The organism is Thermococcus pacificus, from assembly GCF_002214485.1.
Classification (GTDB): domain Archaea; phylum Methanobacteriota_B; class Thermococci; order Thermococcales; family Thermococcaceae; genus Thermococcus; species Thermococcus pacificus.
On the sequence record NZ_CP015102.1, the window covers coordinates 1,293,445 to 1,308,388 of the forward strand.

The window sequence follows — 14,944 nt, forward strand, 5'->3', positions numbered from 1 at the left end:
TGGGAGAGCTTCAGCCACTCTCCAGCACGAGGACGCTGATTGGGGGAACCTCGATGGCATCGGACACTACCGTTGGGCCGTTGTAGTTTTCCGGCCAGACGACCTTCCACTCGCCGGGTGGGAGCTCTAGCTCCGCTGGACTCTTCCAGCTGTTCGCCACGACGAGAACCTCGTCGTTATGCCCCCTGAAGAAAGCCATCATTCCGCCATCAGCGGTGTAGAACCTTATGGCGCTGCTCCTGAGCGCTGGAGTTTTCCTCCTCAGCTTTGCCAGCTCCCGATAGTGGTTCAGCACGTCTTCGTTTACCTCGTCCCACTGTATAGGGTAGCGCTGCTCGTCGTAGTGGTTTTTGTCGCCGAGAAGTCCTCTCTCGTCGCCCTGAAACGTCACGGGCGTTCCTGGGAGGGCGTAGAGGAGCGTCGAAAGAAGCTTGAGCCGCTGGATTGACTCGTTCGTCGGGGTGTCCCCCAGTGAACCGCCACTGAGGTCGGTGAGGACCCTTGAAGTGTCGTGAGAGCTGACGAGGTTGAAGCCCATCGCGACGACGTTCTCACCGTAGCTCGCGTAATAGCGTCCCATCATCTTCATCGCCGTCTCACCGCTCAGCAGGCCCTTCGCGTAGTTCAGGAGTATGTCTCTCCCCAAGGCGTAGTTCATGAGCGAGTCGAAGCGGTCTCCTTTAACCCACTCAGGCGAGAGCATCCATATCTCGCCGACGAGGTAGGCCTCCGGGTGCTTTTCCTTGACCCTCTTCCTTAGTTCAGAGAAGAAAACTCCGGGGTCGAGAACCTCGTTGGGGACATCGACCCTTATACCGTCGAAGCCGAAGTCGAGCCAGTGAAGGGCAGCACCGATGAGATACTCCCTAACCTCCGGGTTGGCGGTGTTGAGCTTCGGCAAACTGCCAATCCCCCACCAGCCGACGTAGGCGTTTCCGTCGCCCAGCTTGAAGGGCCACTGTTTGATGAAGAACCAGTCCCAGTAGGGACTCTGGTTCCCGTTTTTCCAGACGTCGAGGAAGGCAGGGTTTCCGATTCCGCAGTGGTTGGGCACGAAGTCGAAGATTACCCGTATTCCTCTCTTATGCGCTTCATCGAGGAACTCTCTAAGCTCCTCCTCAGTTCCGAACTTCGGGTCGAGCCTGTAGTAGTCGTAGGTGTCGTAGCCGTGGGCGCTCCCGGAGAGTGTGATGGGGTTGAGGTAGATTATCGTGACTCCGAGGCTCTGCAGGTAGTCGAGCTTCTCGGTGATGCCCTTTATGTCGCCGCCGAAGTACTGGTGGCAGCAGTGGAGCGGCGTTATCGGGTCGCTCCAGTTGGAGAGTACCGGCGTTCCGGGGTTGACCTGGTTGAGGAGAAGTTCGTCGTGGTCGAGGGCGAGGGCATCGTTGCTCCTGTTCCCGTTGTTGAATCTGTCCGGGAATATCTGGTAGGTTATCCCGTTGCTCACCCACTCCAGCTGGGGGAAGCGGTCAACGCCGTCGAAGCTGAAGAAGGGGTTCTCGCTCGTGTTAAGGACGGCGAACCTCTCCCCATCAGCTGAGCTCAGGAGGATGTAATACTTGACGGGCTCAACAAGTGGAACCTCCGCCCGCCACATCTCTCCAGAGTCCCACCAGACCTGGAGCCTCATCGTGTAGTTCCCTCTGTCGGTCACGAGGGTGGCGGAGCTTACCGTGCCCCTCTTCGCCTCGAACCTTATCACAGTCCTGTTGTCTGCGATGCTCAGGTAAGCTGGATCGCTTGGGTCAAAGTCCACGTAGAAAGCTGCACTTCCCTCAACTATTCTCACCGCGTTCTTTCCGCCGTAGCCGTCGTCAACGTAGCCGTCAGCATCTGGATCGTAGGGCCTTCCAGTGCCGTCGTTGGACATGTCCTTAACCCACTGGCCGTTGATGAAGTACTTGTACTGGTACTTGCCGGGAGCGAGGCAGACGGTTATCGTCCACGTTCCGTTTATCTCCTTCATCGGCCACTCGTCCCAGTCGTTGAAGCTACCGCGCAGGCTGATCGATGTGACGGTTTTGTTTCCTGAGTCATAGGTGAAGGTCACAGGAACCCTTCCGGAGGCGCAGCCCTTTTCTGAACCTGTGTAAATCGGGGAGTAGTTGCCCTTAGGAAGTTCAAGTCTGTTCTCCGGAGGTGTGGAGGTCGTCATGATGGATGAAGATGATGAAGTTGTGGTCGTTGGGCCTGTCATTGGCGTCGTTGGTGTCTCCACTCCCTGGGAGATGCAGCCGCTGGCCACCGAGACCAGAAGCAGGAGAACAATCAGCAAGCCAGTCTTTCTCATGATCCCACCATAGTCACCGTTGGTGATATAAGTTATATGGCTTTCTGGGGCGGTGAGATTCTCTGGGACACCGCCGAAGGCCAGAGAGAAAGAGTTATAAACCGTTCTCCTCGTTAAGGCTATGAGCTTTGATTATTTGGAGGTGCGTGAAAATGGCGGAAAGACCACTCGATGTTGTCCACAAGTCCCTTGACAAGGATGTCCTCGTGCTCCTGAAGAGGGGCTCGGAGTTTAGGGGCAAGCTTATCGGTTACGACATCCACCTGAACGTCGTCCTCGCCGATGCAGACCTTATTCAGGAGGGCGAGGTCGTTAAGAGGTACGGTAAAATCGTCATCAGGGGAGACAACGTTCTGGCAATCTCCCCGGTCGAGCTTGAGTGAGATTAGCGAGCTAATGGGGTGATACAATGGGAGCGGGAACAGAGCCAAAGGGCAGGAGAAACCACACTCCAACTCACATCAGGTGCAGGCGCTGCGGAAGGCGCGCCTTCAACGCCAAGAAGGGCTACTGCGCCGCCTGTGGCTTCGGCAGGAGCAGGCGCATGAGGAAGTACAGCTGGTCCCACAAGTGGAAGAAGAAGAGGAACCTCAAGTACTGACCCTTTTTCTTTTCTATAGTTTATCGGCTCGTTTCTGATCAGCTACCGCAACCCTTATTAACATAAACTCTTCTCTAACCGTTTAGAGGGACGTCTTAATGATACACCTCAACGAGCACCAGCGAAGGCTTTGGGCACTGGCATGGCCCGCCATAATGGGCAACATCTCCCAGACGCTGCTCAACCTAGTGGATATGATGATGGTCGGCCAGCTCGGTGCACTCGCTTTGGCCGCTGTCGGTCTCGGCGGTCAGGTCAGCTGGTTCATGATGCCCATAATGATGGCAGTTTCTACGGGAACCCTCGCCCTCGTTGCGAGGTTTGTCGGTGCCAAAGACCAGGAGAACGCTACCCTTGCCCTCGAGCAGAGCCTCTATCTGGCGTTTCTCCTGGGAATTCCGGTCATGCTCTTCGGCTGGTTCTTCGGGGACGACATCCTCAGAATAATGGGCGCCGGGCCGGATGTTGTTGAGCTCGGATACGATTACCTCAGGGTTGTTTTCGCCTTCTACCCCGTGAGGTTCGTTGGGTTCACGGCTTACTCCGCCCTCAGGGGCGCGGGGGACACGAAAACGCCGATGAAGCTGGGCATACTGATGAACGTCATCAACGCGGTTTTTGACTATCTCCTCATCTACGGCAAGCTCGGCTTCCCCAGGCTGGGCGCCGTTGGGGCTGCCTGGGCCTCTGGGATAGGTATAACCACCTCGATGCTGATAGTTCTCTACCTCCTCTGGCGCGGGAAGCTGGTCCTCATGTTTAAGCCAAGCTGGAGCTTTCATCCGGAAATGGCGAAGAGAATCCTGCGCATTGGCTTTCCCACAATGGTTGAGCGGGGCCTCTTCAGCTTCTACAACTTCCTCTACATGAGCATAGTCACGCGCTTCGGAACGATAGCTTTGGCCGCGCACCAGGTCGGCTTGCGCGTTGAGAGCATAGCCTACATGCCGGCCTTCGGCTTCAACGTGGCCGCTTCCGCCCTCGTGGGCCAGAGCCTCGGTGAGGGAAAGCCGGAGAAGGCGGAGCGCTTCGTCTACGAGGCCCTCAAAATGGTGGGCCTCTTCATGGGCATCATGGCATTCATCCTGATCGTCTTCCCGCGCTACCTGGTGATGCCTTTTATAAGCCCGAGCGACCCGCACTACGGTGAAGTGATGCGCCTCGCGAGCATCTACCTCATAATAGTTGGAATAAGCGAGATACCCCTCGGCTGGCTCTTCGTTCTCAGCGGTGCTCTGAGGGGTGCAGGTGACACAAAGACCCCAATGTACATCACTGCAGTCAGCAAGCTCCTCTTCCGCATAATCCCGGCTTACATTCTCGGCTTTGGGTTCACGATTGGGCAGATTCACTTTGAGGGGCTTGGCGTCGTAGCCGCTTGGATAGCTATGAGCCTTGAGACGTTCGCTACTGCGGCCCTCTTCTGGTGGGCGTTCAAGAGGGGAAAGTGGAAGTACGTGAAGGTGTGAACAAAAAGAAGTTGCTGAGGGACCAGCCGCTTCTAAAGCGCCGAGACGTGGAAGAGCGCCTCCATTGCCCTCCCGAAGAGATAGCTCAAGAATGCTGCTCCTAAACCCGTTGTCACCATCTCTACGACCTTTTTCCTGACTGAGATGCCCGACAGCAGGGAAATCAGCGAGGCCACGACCGCTAAGGCAGTCCCAGCGAAGAGCACCGAGAGCGGGAGGGCCGTCAGGGAGCTTGAGGCGAGGAAGTAGGGCGTAACGGGGAACACCACTCCAAGAAGGTACGCGAGGCCAGTATAGAGCGCGGAGCGGAGTTCGTTTTCGTCCGTCTCTTGAATCAGGAGCCTCATAACCGCGTCTCCCTTCTGGGCAAGTTCCTCCGCCGTCTTCTCAGCCACGTCCTTCGGCACGCCGCCCTCCACAAGTCTTGAAACAAGCTCCTCCTTCACCCTCCCCGGCGAGACTTTGAAGAGAACCTCCATCCTCCCCTGTACAGCTTCGTTTACCTGTCTCTGGGAGCGGACAGAGATAAACGCTCCTATCGCCATCGAAAGCGCCCCGGCGACGCCGACGATGAGGCCGCTTATTCCAACGAGCTGCGGGCTGTCGGGGTAGACAGCGGAAAGACCGGTGACGGCACCGAGGATCTCAACAAGGCCGTCGTTCATTCCCAGCACGAAGTCCCTGATGTTCTCGACGTGGAAGCGCTTCTTACTTTCGTAGAAGAACCTCTCGTGCTCAAGCTCGTCGAGGATGACGTCCTTTATCCTCACCATCTCTTCGTCCGTGAACTTGTCGGCATAGGTTGTGAGGTACTTGAAGTACTTCTGAATCGCGCTGTTCTCGCCCATCTCCAGCAGGGAAGCCACAGCCCCGGGGCCGAGGAGTTTTCTGAGGAGCTTGGTGCTGAGAATCGAGAGCTTTCTGACCTTTGGCTTCGGAACCTCTCCCCCGCGAGCTCTGACAAAATCGTGCCAGAACTTGGCGTGCTTTGATTCTATGTTTGAGAGCCTGAGGAACTCCTCCCTTATGCGCGCGTCCTTCTCGGTCTTGGCGAGCTGAGCGTAGAGCACCGAATCAGCGTACTCGTCCCTGTAGAACCCCCTCGCGAGCTTGAGCATCTCGTCCATTTTTCTCCCCCCTATTAAAAGTTCCGAAGGATAGTTAAATGAGTATCGGAAGTCTGGCCGGTTCATTGAAGGACCCTGAGTGCCTCAAGCACTTTCTCAATGGGCGCGTCCGTTTTGATGGCCTTCGGAGAGAAATGCGTCCTAGTTGCTTTGTAGCCTTTCCCTTCAAGGATTTCAATCATGTCCGAGAGCTTTCTTGCCTGCAGGCCGTTCCTCCTCGCCAATGCGTGGGTGTCGTAGAGGAAGGGAACGTCCAGTTCCTCATTGAGGAGTTCTACGAAGGGAAGCGTCTTTCTGTGAGCCAAAGGATGCTCCCTCGCCGCCTCAACCAGCCTCTCAACGAATTCCCCGTCCTTCAGAGGGCCGAGCCAGAGCGGGCCGTGCGCTTTCGGTCTCTCCGGGAGGAATCCCTCCGCGTACTCAAACCTCCCGTTTTCATCCTGCCACAGGTAACCGAGCTGGCTCAGGCTTTTATCTGCCTTTTTAGCCCCACTCTTCAGCCTGAGGAAGGCCCTGAAGTAGTGGTCGCGGTAGTAGGCGAGGAGGACATCGACGCCGAGGTCGTACTTGGCCGCGTATCTCACAACAGTCCCGATGAGGATCCTCAGCCCGGCCTCGTGGCAAAGATCGCCCCTTATCGGCTCCGCGAGGTACTTGCGCAGGCACGCGTTTCTGTAGGCCCCGCAGAGGACTCCGGTATCCGTTGCTGTAACGGCTAAAACGCCCCTCCTCTTCACGCTCCTTAAGGCGGTGTCAAGGAACTCGACAGGCGAGCCGAAGGGGTCCAAGTCAAGAAAGTCGAAGTAGCGGAAGTTCTCGGCCATCAGCCTGTTTGCATCATCGAGGTTTGCCACGATCCTCTTCTCGCCTTCGAAGGCCACTCGCTTCTCGCCGACCGGTTTCCCCTCAACCCCGAGGTTAAGCTCAACGTTCCTCAGTATGAGTTTGAAGGCCTCTTCGCTTATGTCGTTGAGCCAGACCTCCCCCGTGGGAGTTTCGAGGGCGTAGCGGATGCCCCTAATTCCCGTTGCAGAGAGCGCATCTAGAGCCTTCCCTGGCTGGATGATCTTGACAGCTAATACGCTTACGTCCCTGTTGAGCGCCATCACCGGGTTGTAGAAAACTGGGGCATCGTATATCCTCTCCGCCTTTGGAACGAGTATCCTCGCTAAACCCTCTCGCACTTCAACGAATTCCATTCTCTCACCGGGGAAAGAAAAGGTGGGGGGCGTTTAAAGGGTTTTCCTCAGAGTATCTCGACGTAGTCTCCAAGAGCCTGCCCTGGAAGGCCCGGCTTGAAGTAGGCCTTGACCTCGCCGCGGTTGCCGTGAGGCCTGAGAATCTTCCCGAACATCTTCCTGCCGGCGGGGGTTCTCCAGACGACCTTTCTGCCGATCAGCCTTGAGGCCTCGTTCCTGTCGTCTATTCCGAGGGGCTTCAGAATCATGTGGTGGTTGTCCTGGTGCTCCTTCGTCCCGGCGTAGGCAAGGACGAGCGCCTTCACCCTGGCCATCGTCCTCACCTCCACCGAGTCCTACCGTTCTGGGGTTCCCAACCGGATTTTTAAGCTTTGTTCTCGAAGTCAATTAAGCTCTCATCCATCTCAAGGATCTCGCGGAGGGATTTGACCTTTATGAAGTTCTGCCTCTCGAAGAGCAACGCGACGTCGCTCTTGTGGGGGGATGCCTTCTGAACTAGCAGGGTGTTCTCGTCGAGGATGTAGGTGAACCTGCTCGGGCTGTCGTCCACCCAGACGAAAGGCTCGTCTGGATGAAGCTCCCTCAGCGTCTGGAACTTCGTCAGCATGTCCTTCGTGCCCTTGAAGGTTATGACCTCGTCGAACTCGTCGTACCAGTTCGTCTTCTTCATGAAGATGACTTTACCACCGGGATAGGTGTGCTCTCCAGAAAAGCTGATCACATATCGGCCGCGCTTTCTGAGCGTCCTGACGAGCTGCCTGGCGAAGGGAAAGTCCTTGATGTACTTCGGCATGAGCTTGTAATATTCGTGTATCGTGCCCTGGGCAACGAGTTCGTGGATGACGCCGAGGTACTGGTAGGTCAGCTTGCCCTTGATGAAGAGAAAGAGGGCCTTGTAGTAGTCGTCGTAGAGGTCGCTCTCTATCACAGCAGGAATCGTCTTCTCAATCGCTATTCTAAGGGCCTTTTCAACCGCCCCTGTGCTGTCGACGAGCGTTCCATCGAAGTCGAAGAGGTAAACCGCCATGGTTGAATATAAGGCCATCCGAAGTTATAACGCTTCCGCCCGAAAGAGTTTTATCCCCCGGTGCCAACCATGAGCGGTGGTGCAGATGAGGATCGAGAAGCTCAGGGAATTTATAGCCGAGAAAGAACTCGACGGCGTTCTCATAAGGGCTCACGAGAACCTCTTCTATTTCACAGGCTCCGCACCTGTCTTGGGCGGCTACCTCGTCGTCACGCCGGACGAGGCAACCTTCATAGTTCCGGAGCTTGAATACGAAGAGGCCAAGGAAACCTCAAAGGTCCCGGTTGAAAAGTTCAAGACCGGAAAGGAGCTTTACGAGAGGCTCTCCTCCCTCAAGCTCAGGAAGCTTGGGATTGAGGGGAAGACGAGCTTCTCCACAATACAGACGCTTAAGGAGAAAGCCAACGTTGAAGATTTCACCCCCATCGATGACGTCATAAGGGAGCTCCGCATAATCAAAACCAAGGAGGAGCTGGAGGTCATCGAGGCGGCGTGTAAGATAGCCGACATGGCCATGATGGCGGCTCTGGAAGAGATAAGCGAGGGCAAGCGCGAGAGAGAAATTGCGGCCAAGATGGAGTACGTCATGAAGATGAACGGAGCGGAAAAGCCGGCTTTCGACACGATAATCGCGAGCGGATGGCGTTCTGCTTTACCACACGGGGTAGCGAGCGACAAGAGGATAGAGAAGGGTGACTTTGTCGTCATCGATGAGGGAGCGCTTTACAGGCACTACCACTCCGACATGACGAGAACCATAGTTGTGGGCAGTCCCAACGAGAAGCAGAAGGAAATCTACGAGATTGTTCTGGAAGCCCAGAAGAAGGGCGTTGAGGCAGCGAGACCAGGAATGACCGCCAAGGAGCTCGACACCATCGTGAGGGACATCATAGCGGAGTACGGCTATGGAGACCACTTCATCCACTCCACTGGGCACGGCGTCGGCCTTGAGATACACGAGTGGCCGAGGGTTAGCCAGTTCGACGAGACCGTCCTTAAGCCCGGCATGGTGATAACGATCGAGCCTGGCATCTACCTCCCGAAGTTCGGCGGGGTTAGAATAGAGGACACCATCGTCATCACGGAGAACGGCGCCAGAAGGCTCACCAAGACGGAGAGGGAGCTTATTTAGGCCTGCAATTAAAAATTAAAAAGCATCGTCGGGCTTTAAGGTTTTCTTTTGAAGTTTTTGCCTCGCCTCGCGCTCAACGGTTATCAACCACACGTAGATCATTGGGGTCATCATATATCACCTCCAGTGATACACAGATTCCACACTTTAAAAACTTTTTGCTTATGTATCACCACAAGTGATATAAAAACAGGGATTAAACCCATGAACTGGTCTCAGACAGGAAAAGATAAAACTCCACCCGCGTATTATCGGCAGGGCTTAAGGGTCAGGCGTAATAGTCGGGGTGATACCATGCAGATAATCCACCAGGACGTCAAAGAGGGCAAGGTGAAGGTCAAGGCTGAGACTTTGGACGACCTCTGGCATCTCTATCACATCATCGACCCTGGCGATATCGTCTACGCAAAAACCCTCCGCAAGCAGAGCCAGAGGAGCGATTCCCTAAGGGCTGAGAAGGTTGAAGTTATCCCGGTTTTCCTCGGAGTTAAAGCGGAAAAGATAAACTTTCACAAGTTCGCCAACCAGGTTCGAGTTACCGGACCGATAGTCTACGCGAGCAGGGAAGATGTTCCCCTCAGCAAGTACCACACGATAGCGATAGAGGAAGGCACTGTCGTTACGATAGAGAAGCCCCGCTGGAAGGAGCACCACATCGAAAGGCTAAAGGAAGCGGTTGAGGCCTCCAAGAGAGCAAGGGTGATGATAGTCGTCATTGACGACGGAGAAGCAGATATGGCTCTCGTCAGAGAGTACGGCGTTGAGATACTCAACAGCATACGCCACAACCTCGGCGGAAAGCGCTACAACACCGACAGGGAAAGCGAGGAGAAGAAGTTCTTCCACGACGTGGCAAAGACGATGGAGGAAGTTATGAACCGCGAAAACGTCGAGAAAGCCATTGTGGCTGGACCTGGATTCGTAAAGGAGGACTTCTATAAGTTCCTCCAGGAGAACTACCCGGAGCTTGCAAAGAAGGTCGTTATAGAGGACACGAGCGTGACGGGAAGAACGGGCATCTACGAAGTCATCAAGCGCGGGACCGTTGAGAGGGTCTACCACGAGAACAGGGTTGCCAAGGAAGTCCAACTAGTCGAGAAGGTTTTGGAGAACATCGCAAGGAACAACGGCTTAGCGGCGTATGGTCTCAAAGAGGTGGAGGAAGCGGTAAACTACGGTGCCGTTGAGACGCTCCTCGTTCTGGACGAACTCCTCAAAGGAGAGCACAGGGAGAAGATAGAGGAGCTGATGGACGCGGTCAGGTATTCCCGCGGTGAGGTGGTGGTTGTAAGCTCAGAGCACGAAGGCGGCGAAAAGCTGAAGGCGCTGGGAGGTCTTGCGGCCCTGCTGAGGTTCAGGGTGAAGTGAATGTTTTATCAACTTCGAGCCAGCTCTGTTTCGTCTTTCACTGTTAGTCCAGATGGTGGAAACGCGATTATATCTAATCGCGCTTATACACCGTAAAGCCTCACGTACGGATCGCCTTCGAACTCCGGAAACGGCCTTTCCTCGCCGTTTTCGACGAGAATTCTCTCTTTTTCCTCTGTGAACTCACCCAGTTCGAATGCCATAATTCCATTTTTGTTTAATTCTGCAATTAGGGAACCAACGTTCTCCGGAGGGGTTATAGCTATCAGCGTCCCGCTCGACGAGACGCTCCAGGGTTCTAGGCCGTAAAAGTCGAGGACCTTCCGCACGAGGAGGTCTATCCAGAGCCTGTCCGCGTAAACACGAAAACCAACACCGGAGTTACCCGCTATCTCATGCAGGGCCGTTAAACCGCCTTCAGTTGCATCATGCATGCCCCTCACGAAGGGCCTGGCGGTTAAGGCATCGGGAACTACAGTCTCAAAGCGGTAGAGCTTCTTCAGCCTCTCTATCTCGCGGAAGGACAGGAACTTTCTCAGCTCGTCCTCCCTGAAATATGCCGCCGAAACCGCGAACTCGAGGCCCACCTTAGCCGTGACGACAATTTTATCGCCCGGTCTGGCCACAGGTATCTTCAGCTCCTCCTTTTTCACCAGCCCCATGGCAGTCGTCGTAGCGGTCGGCTTGGAGACGCTCGGGTAGGCGCCGGTGTGGCCGCCGATTACCGTGCTCCCATAGCGCCTGCACTCGTTGTTGATGTCCCTCATAACCGCCTCGAGGAAGTCCTCCCCGGTTCCAGACGGGAAGAGAAGGTCTACGACGAGCCACCTCGGCCTCGCTCCAAAAACTGCAACGTCGCTCGAGGCGAAGTGGTATGTGAAGAAGCCAAAGGTCTCGCGCGGAACTCCCAGAGTCGGGTCCGTGGCGACGATGAGGTAGTGACCGGCATCGTATTCGAGGACGGCCGAATCGAAGCCCTCCCTCGGCCCGTGGACCACCGCGGTGTCCTCAACGCCGAGGTTCTGGAAGACGATCTCCCGCAAAACTTCGTTCCTGAGCTTTCCCGGGAGGAGTTCCTTCACTTCAATCACCGTTTATCTTCTTTAAACCTGCCTATCACAAACTCGACTTCCCTCAGCGTCTCGCTGTCACAGCCCCAGCACATGACCTCAAAGCTGGGCACGCGGACGCTGACGCGGACTTTTCTCTTTCTGGCGATTTTGCTTACCTCGTAGTTCACGCGGTAGGCAAGTTCCATGAGTTCAGGCGTCACAATCTCCTCGCGGTCGATGTATTGCAGAGGACAACCTTCCCTCCACTGCCTCCTCCTCGCGTGCTCGTACATGCGGTGGGGCTTTATCCCGACTTCTTCAGCGAGGGCCTCGACCTCCTCGGCGGTGTACTTGATGAGGGGCCTGAAGAAGGGCACGCCTATCTTCGGGAGCCCGCAGAGCCTTATGTCAGTCTTGCACTGGTCAAGGAGCGCGCCAATTATCTTGTCGTTGGCGTTGTCGCCCTTCGCTAAGACGTCGAAGCCGTTGTTGAGGGCGAACCACTTCGCGTTCCAGAGCATGACTTTTTTGCAGTTGATGCAGACCGGACCCTTCCTGCCTGCCGCTTCTCTGAGGAGACCGTCGGTGACGTCGACGAGAAAGTGCTCGACGCCGAGCTTTTTCGTGAACCCCATAGCCCAGTTCAGTGTCTCCCTCCAGCTCCATCGGTGGAAGAATGTCAGTGCAGAAACGTCCAGGCCGGCTTTTTTCAGCAAATAGAGAACCAGCGAGCTGTCTTTCCCACCGGAGAATAGCACGAGGATCTTCTTTTTGTAAAGCCCATTCGTCCGGGAGAAGGCTTCTATCTCACGGGTGACCTCTCTTATTGAGGGCATGGTGGAAAATAAAAATGGAGGCCTTAAAAACCTGCGCCTCAGATGTTGACCTTATCCATCCACTGCTCTGCGAGGTCCCCGACGATGGGGAACTTGTAGCGCTCGCCCTGGTAGGCCTTGACCATCCCGATTATCCAGAGAATAATCCCTAAGAGCCCCAGGAGATTCGCTAGAACCCATCCAATAAACGGTATAATCGCCAGTAGCCACATGAGCACTGTAATACCCAGGAACGTTATCGTTGATTGCATCGCGTGGAAACGGACGAAATCGCTGTCCTTTTCGAGGAGTAGGAATATTATCCCCGTGACCCACCAAAGTAGGTACGCTAAAAGGCCTTCAACGTTCTCATCCATCCCGAGGGACGTTTTTCTGGGTTCTTCAGATGGAATTTCCACCATTAACAACACACCTCCGTTCAGATTTTTATTTTATCCCCGATTATCCCCAATCTTTAAGTGCCTTTCCATGATTCCCCGCCTTGATTATGATGCCTTGGAACCTCAGGATTTTGGATTCCAAACCTGGGAGATTTGTTAGGCTCACCAAAGCTTTTTAAGGTTCTTGAAGGAGGTGAATATCAAATTAGGAAAGCCTAACGGTGGTGCTCATGATTGTACCTTTAAACTCACTCAAACCCGGCGAGAGGGGTGTCGTTGTCAACATCCTCGGTGGCCCCACGGCGAGACAGAGGCTCGTCGGAATGGGCCTCACGCCGGGTGCGACAATTCAAATCATAGAGGCCCACAGCCACGGCCCGATAATCATCTCCGTCGGCGGCGTCCGCTTTGCAATAGGCAGAGGAATGGCAGACAAGGTCATGGTGCGGAAGCTGTGAGGTGGTAGAATGGCAATGAAGGTCGTTGCACTCGCAGGCAACCCCAACGTGGGCAAGACGACTATTTTCAACGCCCTCACAGGGATGCGGCAGCACGTCGGTAACTGGCCCGGTGTCACCGTGGAGAAGAAGGAGGGGGTCTTCGAGTACAATGGCCAGAAGTTCCTCGTCGTTGACCTTCCCGGAACATATTCCCTGACGGCCCACTCCATAGACGAGCTCGTCGCGAGGGACTTCCTGCTTAAGGGCAGCGCGGACGTCGTCGTGAACGTGGTTGACGCGACGGCCCTAATGAGGAACCTCTTCCTCACCATGGAGATACTTGAAATGGGTCTGAACAACGTGATAATAGCCCTCAGCAAGATAGACCTGGCGGAGAAGCACGGAGTCGAGATAAACATAAAGAGGATGGAGGAGACCCTCGGCGTCCCTATTGTCCCCGTTAACGCGAAGGAAGGGATCGGCCTTGACGAGCTGAAGAAAAAAATCTACGAGATGGCCAACGGTATGGTGAAGGAAAGACCGGTAATCCCAAAGTACGACCCCGAAGTCGAGAGGGAGATAGAGCACATAACTCTCGCCCTCAGAGAGACTCCTCTGGCAGAAGAGTACAACCTCCGCTGGCTTGCGATCAAGCTCCTGCAGAGGGACGACGGAGTCATAAAGCTGGTTCTCCGCCATCTCGGGAGCGAGAAGCTCGACGAGATAATGGGGCACATCGCAGAGGTTGAGGAGCGCTACAAGAGGGCGATGGATTTAATAATAGCGAGCCAGAAGTACGAGTTCATAGACCGCCTCATGCACCGCTTCGTCAGGTACACCAAGACAGAGGGTAAGAGCTTCAGCGACCAGCTCGACGGCATCCTCACGCACCCGGTTTACGGCTTAATAGCACTCTTCGGTGTCTTCTACCTTGTCTTCAAGTTCGTCTTCGCCTTCGGGCTCCCGCTCCAGGAGCTTCTCGACGGTGCGTTCTCATACTTCGGGGAATGGCTTGCACCGCACATAACCAACGAAGCTCTCCGCGGGTTGATAGTCGACGGTATCATAGCCGGTGTCGGGTCGGTGCTCAGCTTCTTCCCGCTGGTGTTCCTGCTGTTCTTCGCCCTCTCCATACTCGAGGACGTCGGCTACATGGCGAGGGCGGCAGTTGTTATGGAGAGGATAATGAGGAAGTTCGGGCTGCCCGGTAAGAGCTTCATACCGCTCGTACTGGCCTTTGGATGCAACGTCCCGGCTGTCATGGCGACGAGAACCCTCGACGACGAGAGGGACAGACTGGTCACAATGCTCGTCAATCCGCTCATCCCGTGTTCCGCTCGTTTGAGCGTCATAAGCTTCCTGGCTGCAGCGTTCTTCGCTGGCAGGCAGGCGCTCGTAGCTGTTAGCATCTACGCCACGGCTGTGTTAATAGCCTTCGTGGTGGCCTGGCTCCTGAGCAGGTTCGTCATCAAGGGGGAGGAGAGCCCCTTCATAATCGAACTGCCCGAGTACCTCGTCCCGGGCTGGAAGACGGTGATCCTGCACTCGTGGGAGAGGAGCAAAGAGTTCATCAAGAAGGCGGGAACGATAATCCTCCTCGGCGCGATAGCGATATGGTACCTGAGCAACTATCCGGTGCCTCTGGGCAGCGGTGGAAGCTACGCGGAGAAGCTCGGCTACTTCTTTGAGCCCTACATGAGGCTGATGGGCCTCGACTGGAAGGCCGCTGTAAGTCTGCTCTTCGGAATAATCGCCAAGGAGAACGTCATCTCGACCTACGGCGTGATCTACGGCAATGAGGCCGCGATAGCCAGCGTCATGACCCCCCTGCAGGCTTACGTCCTGGCCATGGTCACCACGCTCTACGTGCCGTGCATAGCTACGATAGGTGCCATAAGGGCGGAGAGCAACTGGAAGTGGGCTGCCTTTGCGGTGGCCTACATGATAGCCCTCGCGAGCATCGTTGGAATCATAATATGGAACGTCGGGAGTGCCTTGGGCTACTGAAGTTGCAGGTGAA

At 55.4% G+C, this 14,944-nt stretch carries 15 protein-coding genes; 7 read left to right on the plus strand and 8 right to left on the minus strand.

Annotated features, from left to right (window positions below; translation table 11 throughout):
* Nucleotides 1-10: 10 nt before the first annotated feature.
* On the minus strand, nucleotides 11-2,293 hold the full coding sequence (locus A3L08_RS07175) for an alpha-amylase family glycosyl hydrolase (RefSeq protein ID WP_088854369.1): 2,283 nt from the start codon (nucleotides 2,291-2,293) through the stop codon (nucleotides 11-13).
* Nucleotides 2,294-2,445: 152 nt separating this feature from the next.
* On the opposite strand from A3L08_RS07175, the gene A3L08_RS07180 reads away from it, so the two are divergent.
* The 3 genes from A3L08_RS07180 to A3L08_RS07190 all read left to right on the plus strand — a co-directional run bounded on the left by A3L08_RS07180 (nucleotide 2,446) and on the right by A3L08_RS07190 (nucleotide 4,363).
* A complete protein-coding gene (locus A3L08_RS07180) occupies nucleotides 2,446-2,676 on the plus strand; it encodes an LSm family protein (RefSeq protein WP_088854370.1) in 231 nt (76 codons plus the stop codon).
* A 26-nt stretch (nucleotides 2,677-2,702) separates the two neighbouring features.
* Nucleotides 2,703-2,894, plus strand: coding sequence for a 50S ribosomal protein L37e (locus A3L08_RS07185; protein WP_088854371.1), 192 nt, complete (start codon nucleotides 2,703-2,705; stop codon nucleotides 2,892-2,894).
* A 98-nt stretch (nucleotides 2,895-2,992) separates the two neighbouring features.
* A complete protein-coding gene (locus tag A3L08_RS07190; RefSeq protein ID WP_088854372.1) occupies nucleotides 2,993-4,363 on the plus strand; it encodes an MATE family efflux transporter in 1,371 nt (456 codons plus the stop codon).
* 32 nt (nucleotides 4,364-4,395) lie between these two features.
* Here A3L08_RS07190 and A3L08_RS07195 read toward each other — a convergent pair whose 3' ends face one another.
* The 4 genes from A3L08_RS07195 to A3L08_RS07210 form a co-directional block, all read right to left on the minus strand.
* On the minus strand, nucleotides 4,396-5,490 hold the full coding sequence (locus A3L08_RS07195) for a VIT1/CCC1 transporter family protein (protein WP_088854373.1): 1,095 nt from the start codon (nucleotides 5,488-5,490) through the stop codon (nucleotides 4,396-4,398).
* A 62-nt stretch (nucleotides 5,491-5,552) separates the two neighbouring features.
* Nucleotides 5,553-6,689, minus strand: a complete 1,137-nt coding sequence (locus A3L08_RS07200; RefSeq protein ID WP_088854374.1) for a tRNA (guanine(10)-N(2))-dimethyltransferase — start codon at nucleotides 6,687-6,689, stop codon at nucleotides 5,553-5,555.
* A 47-nt stretch (nucleotides 6,690-6,736) separates the two neighbouring features.
* Nucleotides 6,737-7,003, minus strand: a complete 267-nt coding sequence (locus A3L08_RS07205; protein WP_088854375.1) for a 50S ribosomal protein L35ae — start codon at nucleotides 7,001-7,003, stop codon at nucleotides 6,737-6,739.
* 50 nt (nucleotides 7,004-7,053) lie between these two features.
* Nucleotides 7,054-7,716, minus strand: coding sequence for a haloacid dehalogenase (locus A3L08_RS07210; protein ID WP_088854913.1), 663 nt, complete (start codon nucleotides 7,714-7,716; stop codon nucleotides 7,054-7,056).
* A 79-nt stretch (nucleotides 7,717-7,795) separates the two neighbouring features.
* Between A3L08_RS07210 and pepQ the strand changes: the two genes are divergently transcribed.
* On the plus strand, nucleotides 7,796-8,848 hold the full coding sequence (pepQ, locus tag A3L08_RS07215; RefSeq protein ID WP_198362151.1) for a Xaa-Pro dipeptidase PepQ: 1,053 nt from the start codon (nucleotides 7,796-7,798) through the stop codon (nucleotides 8,846-8,848).
* A 294-nt stretch (nucleotides 8,849-9,142) separates the two neighbouring features.
* Nucleotides 9,143-10,216, plus strand: a complete 1,074-nt coding sequence (locus A3L08_RS07220; RefSeq protein WP_088854377.1) for an mRNA surveillance protein pelota — start codon at nucleotides 9,143-9,145, stop codon at nucleotides 10,214-10,216.
* 83 nt (nucleotides 10,217-10,299) lie between these two features.
* Here the strand turns inward: A3L08_RS07220 and A3L08_RS07225 are convergent, their stop codons facing one another.
* The 3 genes from A3L08_RS07225 to A3L08_RS07235 are packed head-to-tail and all read right to left on the minus strand — an operon-like array spanning nucleotide 10,300 to nucleotide 12,505.
* Nucleotides 10,300-11,298 (minus strand): AIR synthase family protein, encoded by a 999-nt coding sequence (locus A3L08_RS07225; protein ID WP_088854378.1) that lies wholly within the window; start codon nucleotides 11,296-11,298, stop codon nucleotides 10,300-10,302.
* 5 nt (nucleotides 11,299-11,303) lie between these two features.
* Nucleotides 11,304-12,104, minus strand: coding sequence for a 7-cyano-7-deazaguanine synthase (locus A3L08_RS07230; protein ID WP_088854379.1), 801 nt, complete (start codon nucleotides 12,102-12,104; stop codon nucleotides 11,304-11,306).
* 38 nt (nucleotides 12,105-12,142) lie between these two features.
* Complete coding sequence (locus tag A3L08_RS07235) at nucleotides 12,143-12,505, minus strand: DUF4870 domain-containing protein (RefSeq protein WP_088854380.1); 363 nt, start codon at nucleotides 12,503-12,505, stop codon at nucleotides 12,143-12,145.
* A 209-nt stretch (nucleotides 12,506-12,714) separates the two neighbouring features.
* Here A3L08_RS07235 and A3L08_RS07240 point away from each other — a divergent pair, with 209 nt between their 5' ends.
* Both A3L08_RS07240 and feoB read left to right on the plus strand, forming a co-directional pair.
* On the plus strand, nucleotides 12,715-12,942 hold the full coding sequence (locus A3L08_RS07240) for a FeoA family protein (RefSeq protein ID WP_088854381.1): 228 nt from the start codon (nucleotides 12,715-12,717) through the stop codon (nucleotides 12,940-12,942).
* A 9-nt stretch (nucleotides 12,943-12,951) separates the two neighbouring features.
* Nucleotides 12,952-14,931: a ferrous iron transport protein B gene (gene feoB / locus A3L08_RS07245; protein WP_088854382.1), complete on the plus strand. Its 1,980-nt coding sequence runs from the start codon at nucleotides 12,952-12,954 to the stop codon at nucleotides 14,929-14,931.
* The last annotated feature ends 13 nt before the right edge of the window (nucleotides 14,932-14,944 follow it).

Excerpts from the sequence above, each read along its gene's own strand:
- A3L08_RS07205 (WP_088854375.1), bottom strand. The coding sequence starts at position 7,003 with ATGGCCAGGGTGAAGGCGCTCGTCCTTGCCTACGCCGGGACGAAGGAG.
- A3L08_RS07185 (WP_088854371.1), top strand. The coding sequence starts at position 2,703 with ATGGGAGCGGGAACAGAGCCAAAGGGCAGGAGAAACCACACTCCAACT.
- A3L08_RS07180 (WP_088854370.1), top strand. The coding sequence starts at position 2,446 with ATGGCGGAAAGACCACTCGATGTTGTCCACAAGTCCCTTGACAAGGAT.
- A3L08_RS07220 (WP_088854377.1), top strand. The coding sequence starts at position 9,143 with ATGCAGATAATCCACCAGGACGTCAAAGAGGGCAAGGTGAAGGTCAAG.
- A3L08_RS07235 (WP_088854380.1), bottom strand. The coding sequence starts at position 12,505 with ATGGTGGAAATTCCATCTGAAGAACCCAGAAAAACGTCCCTCGGGATG.
- A3L08_RS07240 (WP_088854381.1), top strand. The coding sequence starts at position 12,715 with ATGATTGTACCTTTAAACTCACTCAAACCCGGCGAGAGGGGTGTCGTT.
- A3L08_RS07230 (WP_088854379.1), bottom strand. The coding sequence starts at position 12,104 with ATGCCCTCAATAAGAGAGGTCACCCGTGAGATAGAAGCCTTCTCCCGG.
- A3L08_RS07195 (WP_088854373.1), bottom strand. The coding sequence starts at position 5,490 with ATGGACGAGATGCTCAAGCTCGCGAGGGGGTTCTACAGGGACGAGTAC.
- feoB (WP_088854382.1), top strand. The coding sequence starts at position 12,952 with ATGGCAATGAAGGTCGTTGCACTCGCAGGCAACCCCAACGTGGGCAAG.
- A3L08_RS07175 (WP_088854369.1), bottom strand. The coding sequence starts at position 2,293 with ATGAGAAAGACTGGCTTGCTGATTGTTCTCCTGCTTCTGGTCTCGGTG.
- A3L08_RS07210 (WP_088854913.1), bottom strand. The coding sequence starts at position 7,716 with ATGGCGGTTTACCTCTTCGACTTCGATGGAACGCTCGTCGACAGCACA.
- A3L08_RS07190 (WP_088854372.1), top strand. The coding sequence starts at position 2,993 with ATGATACACCTCAACGAGCACCAGCGAAGGCTTTGGGCACTGGCATGG.
- A3L08_RS07200 (WP_088854374.1), bottom strand. The coding sequence starts at position 6,689 with ATGGAATTCGTTGAAGTGCGAGAGGGTTTAGCGAGGATACTCGTTCCA.